Origin of the sequence: Micromonospora sp. NBC_00421, assembly GCF_036017915.1 — a bacterium.
GTDB lineage: Bacteria > Actinomycetota > Actinomycetes > Mycobacteriales > Micromonosporaceae > Micromonospora.
This window is the reverse complement of the sequence record NZ_CP107929.1, coordinates 5,514,917-5,527,489: the sequence shown is the minus strand read 5'-3', so window position 1 is coordinate 5,527,489 and position 12,573 is coordinate 5,514,917. Positions and strand designations below refer to the sequence as shown.

The following is a 12,573-nucleotide window of genomic DNA, read 5'->3' as shown; positions in this document are numbered from 1 at the left end:
CGCGTTCCCCCCGCGCCCCACCCCCACCCGTCCTCGTCGATCATGGAGTCGTGGTGGGCGAATTCCATACTTCAAGGCTTATTGGAGGCACCACAACTTCATGATCGACGAGGACGGGGGGTGGAACGGGGTGGGGGTGGGGGTGGGGTGGGGGTGGGGGCCTCGATCGGATTGGCGGTGCCGGCACCGAGGTCGATGCACGGTGGGTGCGGTGTAGTGGTATCAAGCTATCTGAATGCCGCTACATTGCCCCAACTGTGATGATCTTGCTCTCTGGGTCAGTCCCGCGGCGATCGGGCTGTGCGGCCCATCGCGGGGCTGGGCGGGCCAGCTCTGCGGTGACCGGGTGAGGTGATCGGGCGGGGTGGGGGCTGAGCGAGGTGACCGGGTGAGGTGATCGGGCGGGGTGGGGGCTGAGCGAGGTGACCGGGCGGGGTGATCAGGCGGGTGGTTGGGCGGGGTGATTGGGCAGGGTGGCGCGGGCGGTGCGGGCGGGTGGGGTTACCGCTCGGGCGGCCGGGTGGAGCGCGCCGGCGACTCCTGGGCGGCGGTCGGCGGCTCGTCCGCAGTCACCCACTGTTCCGGGTCCTTGATCGCCCCAGGTGGGTTGGGCTAGGGCCGGGCTGGGTGGAGGGCTAGAGAAGTTCGAGGATGGTGGCGTTGGCCATGCCGCCGCCCTCGCACATGGTCTGCAGGCCGTACCGGATGTCGTTGTCCCGCATGTGCTGGAGCATCGTCGTCATGATCCGGGCACCGGACGCGCCGAGCGGGTGGCCCAGCGCGATAGCGCCGCCGCGCGGGTTCAGCCGCTCCGGGTCGGCCTCGGTCTCGGCCAGCCAGGCCAGCGGCACCGGGGCGAACGCCTCGTTCACCTCGTACACGCCGATCTCCTCGATGCCCAGGCCGGCGCGGCGCAGCGCCTTCGCGGTGGCCGGGATGGGGGCGGTGAGCATGGTGACCGGATCGTCGGCGGCGACCACGGCGGTGTGTACCCGGGCCAACGGGCGCAGGCCGTGCCGGCCGGCCCACTCGGCGGTGGTGACGGCGAGCGCGGCGGCCCCGTCGGAGATCTGCGACGCGGACCCGGCGGTGACCACGCCGTCGGCGCGGAACGGGGTCTTCAGCCCACCGAGCACCGAGAGGGAGGTGTCCCGGCGGATGCCCTCATCGGTGGTGAACGTGCCGCCGTCGGGCAGTGGTACCGGGGCCAGCTCGGGGTCGAACGCCCCAGCGTCCTGCGCGGCGGCGGCCTTCTCGTGACTGGCCAGCGCGAACTCGTCGAGCTGGGCACGGGAGAAGCGCCAGCGGGCGGCGATCAGCTCGGCGCCGACCCCCTGGTTGAACGGGAGCGGTTGGTCGTCGGCGAATCCTTCGACGCCCCGGTAACGTGCGCGGAGCTGGGTGCTGAACGGCATGCCGTCGCCGACGCTGGCCCCCATCGGCACCCGGGTCATCGACTCGACGCCACCTGCCACCACCAGGTCGGCCTGACCGGAGAGGACCGTCGCGGCGGCGAAGTGCAGGGCCTGCTGGCTGGAGCCGCACTGCCTGTCGAGGGTGGTGCCGGGCACCGACTCGGGCCAGCCGGCGGCGAGCACGCCGTTGCGGGCGATGTTCCAGGACTGCTCGCCGACCTGGGACACGCAGCCCCAGATCACGTCGTCGACCTGGCCGGGGTCGATGCCGGTCCGGTTGGCGAGGGCGCGCAGCACGTGCGCCGAGAGGTCGACCGGGTGGACCTCGGCCAGGCCGCCCTTGCGTCGCCCGACCGGGGTGCGTACCGCACCGACGATGACTGCGTCACTCATGACTACTCCCCGGTAACCTCGGCTGTGTCGATACTACCGGCGGATCGTCCCGCACCCCCATGCCCTCGACCGTGCCGTCGATCGGTGGGTCGTCCGGTCACCGGGGCCGGACGGTTCCGGCTGGCATGCTGGGGTGGTGCATCCACCATCGTCTCCGGCCCGCCAGTGGCGGGTCCCTCCGGCCCTCCCGGCGGTGAAGCTGGCCGGTGCGCTCGGTCTGGTCGCCCTCGGGCTGCTGCTCGCCGCCGGCGACCCGGTCCAACTGGCGCTGGCCGTCGCCGCCGCCGTGGGCCTGGCCGGCTGGGCGGTACGCGACCTGGTCGCCCCGGTCCGCCTCGCGGTCGACGCCAGCGGCATCACCGTCGTCCGGGGGTACGCCGGGCGGCGTCACCTGCCGTGGGACGCGGTGGAGGCGGTCACCGTGGACCGGCGGACCCGGTTCGGGCTGACCGGAGAGACGCTGGAGATCGACGCCGGCGAGACCCTGCACCTGCTCGGCCGGGCCGACCTGGGCGCGTCGCCGACCGAGGTGGCCGAGGAGGTCCGGGCCGCCCGTCCGTGATCCGTGGCTCAGCCGGGTGGCGCGGCGGGCCGCCCCGGCCGTGATCCGTGGATCAGCCGAGCAGCATGACGGTGCGGACGATCACCAGGCCGAGCAGCGCCACCAGGATGACCGCCGTGCCGGCCGCCTGGAAGACCGAGCGCCGCATCCGGGGGGCGTACGCCAGCACGAGCGCCATCAGCGCCCCGACGACCAGCCCGCCGACGTGGCCCGGGATGGAGATGCCCGGGACGGTGAAGGTGAAGATCAGGTTGATCACCAGGATCGGCAGGATCGCCGAGGTGTCCCGGCCCAGCCGGCGCATCAGCACGAAGATCGCCGCGAACAGCCCGAAGATCGCCGTGGAGGCACCGGCCGATGCGGTGTTGGGGCTGCTGAACAGGTATGCAGCGACGTTGCCGCCGAGCCCGGCCACCAGATAGAGGGTGAGGAAGCGCAGCGGCCCGAGCAGGGCCTCCAACTCCCGCCCCAGCACCCAGAGCGCCCACATGTTGAGCAGCAGGTGCACCAGGCCGTAGTGCAGGAACATCGCGGTGACGAGTCGGTACCACTCGCCGGAGGCGACCCCGTGCGCCTCGCCGAACGGCACGTACGACGCGTAGCTGAGCACCGAGCCCCACTGGGTCAGCGGGGTGCCGCCACCGAGCAGGCCGCCGAAGCCGGACCCGCCGATCATCGAGTCGCCGCCCCGGTCGCTGAGCACCGAGACGATCATCACCAGCACGTTCAGCGCGATCAGGGTGCGGGTGACCACGCCGCGACGGCCGGCGGCACCACCACCGAAGGCGGTACGCGCCGGCCGTACGCTGCGGCGTCCCTCGTTCACGCACTCCGGGCACTGGTGGCCGACGGGGGCGTCCCGCATGCACTCCGGACAGATCGGCCGGTCGCATCGGGAGCACCTGAGGTACGTCTCCCGGTCGGGGTGGCGGTAGCAGACCGGGGTGGTCGGCACCGACCCGCCGGTGGCGTCGCCGGCCGGCCCGGAGCGTTCAGTCATGCGTGCAAAGGTACCTCGCGGGCGCGATCAGGCTCCGGTGCGCTCGATCTCGACCCGCTCGATCACCACGTCCTGCAGCGGTCGGTCGCTCGGGCCGGTCGGGGTGTTCGCGATCGAGTCGACCACCTTCGCCGACTGCTCGTCGGCCACCTGGCCGAAGATGGTGTGCCGGTTGTTCAGGTGCGGGGTCGCCCCGACGGTGATGAAGAACTGCGAACCGTTGGTGCCCGGCCCGGCGTTCGCCATCGCCAGCAGGTACGGCCGGTCGAAGCGCAGCTCGGGGTGGAACTCGTCGGCGAACGTGTAACCGGGACCACCCCGGCCGGTGCCGGTCGGGTCGCCCATCTGGACCATGAAGCCGCTGATCACCCGGTGCGAGATGGTGCCGTCGTAGTACGGCCCGTTGCCCGGCTGCCCGGTGCGGGGGTCGGTGTACTCCTTGTTGCCCTCGGCCAGGTCGACGAAGTTACGAACCGTCTTCGGAGCGTGATTGCCGAAGAGTTCCAGCCGGATCGGGCCAGCGTTGGTGTGCAAGGTGGCGTAGATAGCCTCGGCCACGGGTACTCCTCACTCGTTGGTCAGTTCCATGCGGATCCTCCCATGTGCCCGATCTGGCATTGCGGAGGCATCCGAAGGTGGAGGATGACGAAGGAACAACTCCCAGGAGGTGGGACCGTGTTTGGAATCGGGCGGCGCAAGACCCAGGGGCAGCTGGCAAAGGTGGAGCTGCACCAGGGCATCGGTCACCTGAAGCAGGCTGCCACGCACGCGGCGAAGGGTGCCGGCGCCACTGTCGGCCCACGGGTCCAGGCGGCCCGGGGGGCCGTCGCGCCGACCGCGGTCGTGGTGCGGGACCGGGCTTCCAGCGGGCTCGCGTCGACTGTCGCGGCGCTCGCCCCGGTCGCCCTGGCGGTGCGCAACGCCCAGGCCGAGGCCGCCGGCAAGGCGGTGGCAGGTAAGAAGGCCGCCGCCGCCAGGCAGGCCGCGGTGAGCAAGAAGATCAAGGCGAAGAGCCCGAAGGCCCGGAAGAAGAAGCGGACGTCGCGCGGCATGATGGCCGGCCTGCTGGTCGCCGGTACGGTGGCCGGGGTGGCCGGGGCGATGGCCATGCGCCGCCGCCGCGAGCAGCAGGAATGGGCCGAGTACGACCCGACCCACGGCATCGACACCACCCCCGCCGCCCGTGCCTCCGGCACCGAGAACACCGCCGGTGGAATTGGCGCATCCGGTGTCCGGGCCACGGCCGACGTCGAGTCCGCCCGGGACGGGGTCGACATCCTGGTGGTGGAGACCCCCTCGGCGAGCGGGTCCACGCCGACCGGTTCGGCGACGCCGTCCACCGGTGTCGGCAGTTCCGCCGTGGCCGCCGACACGTCGACCGGCAAGCCGGTGATCCACCCGGACGACAAGGTTCCCTCGGTCGCCGAGGGTGCCACCGACGTCTCCGGCCGACCGGCCGACGACCTCGGCAAGGCGATCGAGGCCGGACGGGCCGCCGCGAAGTCCAGCACGCGGCGCTGACCTGCACCCGGGCGGCGCTGACCTGCACCCGGCGCTGATCTGCGTACCCTCGTCGGCGGCGCGGAGACGACCCACGGGTCGTCCCGCGCCGCCGACGTGTGACGGCCCGGGTCTTTCGGTAGGGCCCGGCCCCCGGAGCTACCGGCACATGCGGGTTTAAGCCGGAGCTTATGGGATCGTCCGGAGGGCGTCCGGCTCCTACAGTGCTGACTATGCAGACGCCGACCACCGACCCGGATCTCCCGGACCCCGAGCCGGTCCGTGCCCCCGCGGAGCCGGGCCGTGCCCCGGCGGCCGGGCGGGACCGGGCCGTGTCCCGGCGGCGGATCCTCTCCGGCACCGCTGCCGCGCTGGCCGGTGCGGGGGTGGCCATGACCGGCGAGTTCGGGTACGCCGAGGCCACCGCCGGCAACAAACTGCCCGTCTACGGCGGGTACGCGGCCACCGTGCACGGCGACCGGCGTACCCCGCCGAAGTCCTCCCGGGTCGACGTGGTGTGGAGTGTGGACACCACCCGCCGGCTGATCGCGCTCACCTTCGACGACGGTCCGGCGCCGAACTGGACCCCACGGGTGCTGTCGATCCTCGAGGAGACCGACACCCCGGCCACCTTCTTCATGGTCGGTCGCCGGGCCCGCGAGTACGGCCGCCTGGTGACCCACCGGCTGGACCGGCACGAGATCGGCAACCACACCTGGGACCACCAGGACCTGGCGAAGATGACCTACGAGCAGGCCTGTGCCGCGATCGGCCGGGCGCACAACGAGCTGACCCGGCTCTGCGGCCGGGAGCCCACCCTGCTCCGCCCGCCGTACGGGCACCTGGCCGGCAGCACCCTGCTCGCCGCCAACGACCTCGGCTACCAGGTGGTCCTCTGGAACCGGCAGATGCTCGAATCCCGGTTCACCCAGAATCCGGACGGCCTGGTCGACTACGTGGTCGACTCCTGTGACCCGGGCACCATCCTGCTCGCCCACGACACCGGGCCAGCCGACCGGCTGGTGGCGATCCGGGGGCTGGCCGCGATGATCACCGGTCTGCGGCGGCGGGGCTTCGAGTTCGTCACCGTCTCCGAGCTGCTGGCGGCGGCGAACCCGGCAGCCACACCGGCCGGCTGAGCGGCCACCGGCCCGGCCGAGCGGACCACCGGGGGTGCGGCCCGGCCGGCCGAGCGGCGGTCAGAGCCAGCCGTTGCGCCGGAACCACCGGTACAGCGCCAGCGAGATGGCGAGCATCAGCGCGAGCACCCCCGGATAGCCGTACGTCCATTTCAGCTCGGGCATGTTCTCGAAGTTCATGCCGTAGACCCCGGCGAACGCGGTCCAGACCGCGGCGATGGCGGCCCAGGCGGCGATCTTGCGCATGTCGTTGTTCTGGTCGACGGTGACCTGCGCCAGCCGGGCCTGGAGGATCGAGTTGAGCAGGTCGTCGTAGGAGTTGACCTGCTCGACGGTGCGGCTGAGGTGGTCCTGCACGTCGCGGAAGTAGCGCCGTACCTCCTGCGGCACCTCCCGGTGCACCTGCGCGGTAAGCGTCATCAGCGGCCGTTGCAGCGGGATCACCGCCCGCTTGAACTCCACCAGCTCACGCTTCATCTGGTAGATCCGCTGGATCCGCCCGCTGCTCTGCCGGTCGAAGACGTCCGCTTCGAGCACGTCGAGGTCGTCCTCAAGCTGGTCGGCCACCTCCAGGTAGAGGTCCACCACCCGGTCGGTGATCGCGTACGCCACCGCCCACGGCCCGTGTCGCAGGAGGTCCCGCTTGGCCTCCAGGTCGGCCCGGACCGGCGCCAACCGGCAGGCGTCCCCGTGCCGGACGCTGATCAGGAAGTTCGGGCCGATGAAGAGCATCACCTGGCCGGTCTCGACCACCTCGGAGGTCTCGGTCAGCTCGGTGTGCTCGCAGTACCGGGCGGTCCGTAGCACCAGGAAGCTGACCTCGCCGAAGCGCTCCAGCTTGGGCCGCTGCTGGGCCTTCACCGCGTCCTCGACGGCCAACTCGTGCAACCCGTACGTCTCGGCGATGGCGGTCATCTCGGCCAGCTCCGGTTCGTGCAGCCCGAGCCAGACGAACCCGTCGCGCTCGTCGCGGGCGGCGGCCAGCGCCTCGGCGTAGTGCCACTGGCCGGGGCGGCGTTCGCCGTCGACGTAGAGGCCGCAGTCCACCACCCCGCTGCGCCCGGGGCCGACGGGGGCGGGGTTACGCGGGGAGCCGTCGGCGTTGAGGATGCGCGACATCGCCCGGACCGGTGAGACCCAGGCGCGGGGATTCAGCACCCGGCCGCCGTGGAGTGTCGCCGACCGCTCCCGTTCCGCCCGGTCCGTCATGGCGTTCCCCCTCCCGGGTGTGCTGCTGCGGCTTGCAGGCTACGCCGCCACCGGCCCGTGCGACCCTCGGACGATCGGTGACCTCCGGTGCCGGACGGGCGGCGGAGGGTCGACGGGCGTGATCCTGGTCACGGCGAGCGGACGGCTGCGCGTTCCATCCGGGACCGGTCGGCCGGGAGCGGGGCGCATCGGCCGGGACCGGCCCGCGTCGGCCGGGAGCGGGGCGGTTGCGCCGGTCCGGGCGGGGCGGCAGCCGGGGAGGTCGACCGGGTGGTGGTACCGGGCGGGTCGGGCCGCGTTCAGGGGGTGAGGGGGCGACCCGACCCACCCGGCACCGTTGGGGCGGGGGGTAAAGCTGCGGCGTCGTCGTCCGCCCGGCGGCGGTGGGGCTGGTCACCGGTCGAACGTGAGCGACGCTCGCAGCATTGTGGGTCGCCGGGCCGGTCGAGGCGAGCCCTCGACCGGCCGACGCCGTACTTTTGTCGGAAACCCGACAGATATTGTCAGCCGCGGACGGCTGCCACCGCGTCCGCCAGCCGACGGACGCCCTCGTCGATCCGGTCCGCGGTCACCGCGGAGAACGCCAGCCGCAGCGCGTGCCGCCCGCCGTCGACCATGAAGTCGCTGCCCTTGACCACGGCGACGCCCCGCTCGGCGGCGGCCGGGGCCAGCCGGTCCACGTCCACGTCGTCCGGGAACTCCACCCAGAGGAAGTAGCCGCCGTCCGGCTCGACGAAGGTCACCTCGGGCAGGTGCCGGCGCAGCGACTCGGCCAGCACCCCGGCCCGCTCGCCCAGCGCCGACGACACCGTGGCGATGGACCGCTGGACGTCACCGGAGACGCAGAACTGGTGCACGATCGCCTGCGCCACCATGCCCGGCGAGATGTAGAGGCTGGTCGCCGACTTGGCGATGTCCGCGATCAGGCTCGCCGGCCCGACCAGGTAACCGACCCGGACCCCGGGGCAGACGGTCTTGGTGAAGCTTGACGCGTGCACCACCACGCCCCGGGTGTCCATCGACAGCATCGACGGCAGCGGCTCACCCCGGAACCGGATGTCGGCGTACGGGTCGTCCTCGAAGATGGTGAAGCCGTACTCGGCGGCGAGGTCGAGCAACTCCCGCCGCTTGTCCAGGGAGAGGGTCACCCCGGCCGGGTTCTGGTAGTTGGGGATCACGTGGGCCAGCCGGGGGCGTACCCCGGATTCCAGCAGCTTGCGCAGCTCGGCGGTGTCCAGACCGTCCGGCTCGATGCCCACGCCGTGGATCTCGCCGCCCATCCGCTGGAGGTTGAGCAGGGTCCGGTCGTACGTGGGCCGCTCCACCACCACGGCGTCGCCGCGCCGGACCAGGTGGTCGAAGAGGAACGCGTCGGCCTGGAGCGAGCCGTTGGTGACGAGCACCTGATCCGCCTCGACGCCGTGCTTCTCGGCGATCCACTTCCGCAGGGGCGGGTAACCGACGGAGGTGCCGTACGCGGTGACCCCGGCGGGGTCGGCGTCGAAGGCACGGACGGCGGCGGCCTTGAGCCCCTCGACATCCACGATGTCCAGCGAGGGCGCGCCACGGGCGAACGAGATCAGCTGCTCGGCGGTCATGCGCACGAGCCTAGGGCCTGGCCGGGGCGCTCCGGCCGGCATACACGCCAAGTTCAACATGCGGGCACGACCGCCGGGCGGAACCGGTCGACCCCGGTGCAGGTCGGGACAGGACCGGACATCGGCGCGGGCGGTCGGCGCTCGCTACTGTCGAAGTGTGCCCACCGAGCCCCTCCGCTGCGCCGGCGCGTTGATCGTGGACGATGGCGTCGAGCTCGCGCCGCACCGGTTCGCCGGTCTGGTCGCCCCGGCGGTCGAGCGGGCGTTCGTGGCCGGGATGCTCGCCGGCCGCGACGGTGGCGGCGCCGAGTTGAGCCAGCGGTACGGCGGACCGGCCGCCACCGGTTTCCTGGTGGAGTTCCGCACCCGGCTCGCCGCGCCGGGGGGCGTCGTCGACCGGGCCGGCTTCGCGGCGGTCAACCGCTACCGCGACCCGGCGACCTGCCAGCGGGCGCTCGACAAGCAGGTCGCGCACGGCATGATCGCCCGCCGGTCGGACGGCGGCTTCACCGCCACCGAGCGGGGCGTCGACTTCCTCACCGAGCTCTACCAGGTGCACGCCGAGGTGACCGAGGAGCTGTGGGCCGGGCACGACGACCGGGTGCACCGGCTGGTCGAGGCGTGCGGCCGGGTGCTGGCGTACGCGGTGCTGCTGGCCGGTGAGCCGGCTGCCGAACCGGGGCCGGCGTTCGCCGCGATGGCCCCGCCGTACGAGCCGGACGGCACCCCGTCGGGGGTGCTGCTGCTCAACCGGATCGGCACGCTGCGTTACCACCGGGCGGACGCGCACGCCGCCGCGTGGACCGCCGCCGGGCACACCGCGACAAGCGTCGGGGAGCTGTCGGACGGGCCGGAGCGGCGGGCCATCGAGCTGGAGACCGACCGTCGGGCGGCCGGCCCGTACGCGACGTTGACCGCCGACGAGCGGCTGGGCGTGCTCGCCGACCTGGCCGCCCTGCCCGGCTGAGCCACCGACCCGCCCTGCCCGGCTGAACTCCCGGTTGGCGGCGGGTGCCCGGTGACGCGGGGCTATCCTCCACGGTGACCTGGAACGGTGACCCGCAAAGGTGACCTGGAGTCGTACGAGGGAGGCCCCGCATGATCGGGATGGTGCTCGCGGCCGGTGCGGGGCGCCGACTGCGCCCGTACACCGACACCCTGCCCAAGGCGTTGGTGCCGGTGGACGGTGAGACCACCATCCTGGACATCGCGCTGCGCAACCTGGCCGAGGTGGGGCTCACCGAGATCGTGATCGTGGTCGGCTACGCCGCCGACGCGGTCGTACAGCGGCAGCCGGCCCTGGAGGAGAAGTACGGCGTCACCCTCAGCCTGGTGCACAACGACAAGGCCGAGGAGTGGAACAACGCCTACTCGCTGTGGCTGGCCCGGGAGCACTTCGCCCGGGGTGTGCTGCTCGTCAACGGGGACACCGTGCACCCGGTGGGCGTGGAGAAGACCCTGCTGGCCGAGCGCGGGCCGGGCATCCTGCTGGCCGTGGACACCCTCAAGGCGCTGGCCGAGGAGGAGATGAAGACCACCTTCGACGCCGCCGGCCAGCTCACCCGGATCACCAAGCTGATGGATCCGGGCGAGGCGTACGGGGAGTACATCGGCGCGACGCTGATCGAGCCGCAGGTGGCCGGGGCGCTCGCCGACGCGCTGGAGGCGACCTGGCGGCGGGACCCGAACCTCTACTACGAGGACGGCTACCAGGAGTTCGCCGACCGGGGTGGCGAGGTGCGGGCCGCGCCGATCGGTGACGTCTCCTGGGTCGAGGTCGACAACCACGACGACCTGACCCGGGCGCGGGAGATCGCGTGCCGCTACTAGCCCGTACCATCCTGACCCCGCTGCACATCGACGTGCGGCGCGGGGCGGTCGCCGACCTCGCCACGATCCTGGCCGACGGGCGGATCTCCGCCGGCGGCGACGTGGCGGTGGCGGTCGGCCCCGGGCAGGGCGAACAGATCGCCGAGCTGATCCGGCCGTCGCTGCGCTCGGCGGACGTGTTCACCGTGGCCGGCGGCACCCTCGACGCCGCCGACGAGTTGGGCGGCAAGCTCCGCGAACGCTCGTACGACGCGGTGGTCGGCATCGGCGGCGGCAAGACCATCGACGTGGCGAAGTACGCCGCCACCCGGCGCGGGCTGCCGATGGTGACCATGGCGACCAGCCTCGCCAACGACGGCATCGCCTCTCCGGTGGCCAGCCTGATCAACGGCGGCATCAAGGGCTCCTACGGGGTGCACATCCCGATCGCGGTGATCGTCGACCTCGACTTCGTGGCGGCCGGGCCGGACCGGCACAACCGGGCCGGCATCGGCGACGTGGTGAGCAACATCAGCGCCCTGGCCGACTGGGAACTGGCCCGCCGGGTACGCGGCGAACCGGTCGACGGCCTGGCCGCCTCGCTGGCCCGGATGGGCGCGGAGGCGGTGCTCGCACACACCGGCGACATGACCGACGACGCGTTCGTCACGGTGCTGGCCGAGGCGCTGATCTCCAGCGGCCTGGCGATGGCGGTCTGCGGCAGCAGCCGACCGGCCAGCGGCGGCTGCCACGAGATCATGCACGCGATCGACGCCCTCTTTCCCGGCACCTCGTCGCACGGCGAGCTGGCCGGGCTCGGCGCGCTGTTCTGCACCTACCTGCGGGGTGACCTGCGGCGCTTCGCCGAGATGTCGGCCTGCCTGGGCCGGCACGGGCTGCCCCGGCACCCCGCCGACGTGGGCCTGACCGACGACCAGTTCGTCGAGGCGGTGCAGTTCGCCCCGGCCACCCGCCCCGACCGGTACACCATCCTGGAGCACCTGGCCATGTCGGTTACCGAGACGCGGGAGCGGCTGGCAGACTACGCCGGTGCACTCCGCGACCACTGTGGCTGAACCCCGTCCCACCGTTGCCGACTTCCACCGGGTAAACCGGGGCGGCGGCCTGTTCAGCGAGTCGGTCAGCCAGTGGCTGGGTGCCGTCTTCGCCCTGGTCGCCCAGCGTCTCGGGCTGCGCCCGACCGCGTTGACCATCACCAACCTGGTGCTCGGCCTGGCCGCCTCGGTGACGGTGGTGGCGCTCGCCGACCGGGTCGCCGCCGGCACCGTCCCGGCCTGGGTAGTCGGGCTGGTCGCGCTGGTCGGCTGGCAGGTGGCGTACGCCCTGGACTGCGCGGACGGGCAGCTCGCCCGGGTGACCGGCCAGGGCAGCGCGGCCGGTGCCCGGGTCGACGTGCTCTGTGACGTGGCCGCCCAGATCGCCCTGGTCGCCGCCCTGTCCGCCACCGCCGTGGCGCAGCGCCCGGAAACGCCGACCTGGCTGATCGCGACCTTCGCCGGCACCTGGATGGTCAACCTGGTGACCTCGGTGATGCAGTCCGGCCCGAACGCGGCCAGCATGGTCACCTCGACCTCGCTGCCGGTACGCCTGGCGAAGCTGGTCCGCGACTACGGCGCGGTGATCTTCGTGGCGGGGTTGGTGCTGATGCTCGCCCCGGCGCTGGTGTTCTGGGTGATCGTGGCGTTCACCATCGTCAACGGCGGGTTCCTGCTGGCCAGCATCGCCTTCTCGGCCCGCGCCTCGCTGCGCTGACCCACACTCGCGCGGGCCATGTCGGCCCGCCCGGCTTGATCGACTCAGCTGGGTCGATGGAGTGGTATCAAGCGCTCCGATACCGCTACATCGCACCATCGAGTCGGGTTGATCCCCTGCACGGGCGCGCTGATCTCTGGGCAACAGAATCTTGGCTTCCCCGAGCGCAGACCCT

General features: G+C 72.5%; 13 protein-coding genes. 7 read left to right on the top strand and 6 right to left on the bottom strand.

The genetic code is table 11. From position 1 onward, the window contains the following. Window positions 1-501: 501 nt before the first annotated feature. Together OHQ87_RS23455 and OHQ87_RS23450 are read right to left on the bottom strand one after the other, a co-directional pair. On the bottom strand, window positions 502-594 hold the full coding sequence (locus OHQ87_RS23455) for a DUF3072 domain-containing protein (RefSeq protein WP_328348964.1): 93 nt from the start codon (window positions 592-594) through the stop codon (window positions 502-504). Window positions 595-635: 41 nt separating this feature from the next. After that, window positions 636-1,808, bottom strand: coding sequence for a thiolase family protein (locus OHQ87_RS23450; protein ID WP_328341200.1), 1,173 nt, complete (start codon window positions 1,806-1,808; stop codon window positions 636-638). A gap of 136 nt (window positions 1,809-1,944) precedes the next feature. Here OHQ87_RS23450 and OHQ87_RS23445 point away from each other — a divergent pair, with 136 nt between their 5' ends. Then, window positions 1,945-2,370 carry a PH domain-containing protein gene (locus OHQ87_RS23445; RefSeq protein WP_328341198.1) on the top strand — a complete coding sequence of 142 codons (426 nt, stop codon included), beginning with the start codon at window positions 1,945-1,947 and terminating at the stop codon, window positions 2,368-2,370. A 52-nt stretch (window positions 2,371-2,422) separates the two neighbouring features. On the opposite strand, the gene OHQ87_RS23440 is transcribed toward OHQ87_RS23445, so the two are convergent. Then, entirely contained in the window at window positions 2,423-3,370 is a 948-nt protein-coding gene (locus OHQ87_RS23440; protein ID WP_328341196.1) for a rhomboid family intramembrane serine protease, read from the bottom strand. A gap of 27 nt (window positions 3,371-3,397) precedes the next feature. Continuing rightward, window positions 3,398-3,928, bottom strand: a complete 531-nt coding sequence (locus OHQ87_RS23435) for a peptidylprolyl isomerase (protein ID WP_328341194.1) — start codon at window positions 3,926-3,928, stop codon at window positions 3,398-3,400. An 84-nt stretch (window positions 3,929-4,012) separates the two neighbouring features. Between OHQ87_RS23435 and OHQ87_RS23430 the strand changes: the two genes are divergently transcribed. After that, entirely contained in the window at window positions 4,013-4,891 is an 879-nt protein-coding gene (locus OHQ87_RS23430; RefSeq protein WP_328341192.1) for a hypothetical protein, read from the top strand. 212 nt (window positions 4,892-5,103) lie between these two features. Then, window positions 5,104-6,009, top strand: a complete 906-nt coding sequence (locus tag OHQ87_RS23425; RefSeq protein ID WP_328341190.1) for a polysaccharide deacetylase family protein — start codon at window positions 5,104-5,106, stop codon at window positions 6,007-6,009. Between the two features lie 60 nt (window positions 6,010-6,069). Here OHQ87_RS23425 and corA read toward each other — a convergent pair whose 3' ends face one another. Together corA and OHQ87_RS23415 are read right to left on the bottom strand one after the other, a co-directional pair. Then, window positions 6,070-7,218, bottom strand: coding sequence for a magnesium/cobalt transporter CorA (gene corA, locus OHQ87_RS23420; RefSeq protein ID WP_328341188.1), 1,149 nt, complete (start codon window positions 7,216-7,218; stop codon window positions 6,070-6,072). A gap of 503 nt (window positions 7,219-7,721) precedes the next feature. Then, a complete protein-coding gene (locus OHQ87_RS23415; RefSeq protein ID WP_328341186.1) occupies window positions 7,722-8,816 on the bottom strand; it encodes an aminotransferase-like domain-containing protein in 1,095 nt (364 codons plus the stop codon). 157 nt (window positions 8,817-8,973) lie between these two features. Between OHQ87_RS23415 and OHQ87_RS23410 the strand changes: the two genes are divergently transcribed. From OHQ87_RS23410 to OHQ87_RS23395, 4 genes are all read left to right on the top strand, one after another. Continuing rightward, window positions 8,974-9,783 carry a hypothetical protein gene (locus tag OHQ87_RS23410; protein ID WP_328341184.1) on the top strand — a complete coding sequence of 270 codons (810 nt, stop codon included), beginning with the start codon at window positions 8,974-8,976 and terminating at the stop codon, window positions 9,781-9,783. 131 nt (window positions 9,784-9,914) lie between these two features. Continuing rightward, window positions 9,915-10,646, top strand: coding sequence for a phosphocholine cytidylyltransferase family protein (locus OHQ87_RS23405; RefSeq protein WP_328341182.1), 732 nt, complete (start codon window positions 9,915-9,917; stop codon window positions 10,644-10,646). Then, window positions 10,634-11,701, top strand: a complete 1,068-nt coding sequence (locus OHQ87_RS23400) for an iron-containing alcohol dehydrogenase family protein (protein WP_328341180.1) — start codon at window positions 10,634-10,636, stop codon at window positions 11,699-11,701. Before OHQ87_RS23405 ends, OHQ87_RS23400 begins: the two co-directional genes overlap by 13 nt. After that, window positions 11,676-12,398 carry a CDP-alcohol phosphatidyltransferase family protein gene (locus OHQ87_RS23395; protein WP_328341178.1) on the top strand — a complete coding sequence of 241 codons (723 nt, stop codon included), beginning with the start codon at window positions 11,676-11,678 and terminating at the stop codon, window positions 12,396-12,398. Before OHQ87_RS23400 ends, OHQ87_RS23395 begins: the two co-directional genes overlap by 26 nt. The last annotated feature ends 175 nt before the right edge of the window (window positions 12,399-12,573 follow it).

Bases quoted from the DNA above. Each gene is read 5' to 3' on its own strand.
- OHQ87_RS23440 (WP_328341196.1), bottom strand. From the start codon at position 3,370: ATGACTGAACGCTCCGGGCCGGCCGGCGACGCCACCGGCGGGTCGGTG.
- OHQ87_RS23405 (WP_328341182.1), top strand. From the start codon at position 9,915: ATGATCGGGATGGTGCTCGCGGCCGGTGCGGGGCGCCGACTGCGCCCG.
- corA (WP_328341188.1), bottom strand. From the start codon at position 7,218: ATGACGGACCGGGCGGAACGGGAGCGGTCGGCGACACTCCACGGCGGC.
- OHQ87_RS23425 (WP_328341190.1), top strand. From the start codon at position 5,104: ATGCAGACGCCGACCACCGACCCGGATCTCCCGGACCCCGAGCCGGTC.
- OHQ87_RS23450 (WP_328341200.1), bottom strand. From the start codon at position 1,808: ATGAGTGACGCAGTCATCGTCGGTGCGGTACGCACCCCGGTCGGGCGA.
- OHQ87_RS23430 (WP_328341192.1), top strand. From the start codon at position 4,013: ATGACGAAGGAACAACTCCCAGGAGGTGGGACCGTGTTTGGAATCGGG.
- OHQ87_RS23415 (WP_328341186.1), bottom strand. From the start codon at position 8,816: ATGACCGCCGAGCAGCTGATCTCGTTCGCCCGTGGCGCGCCCTCGCTG.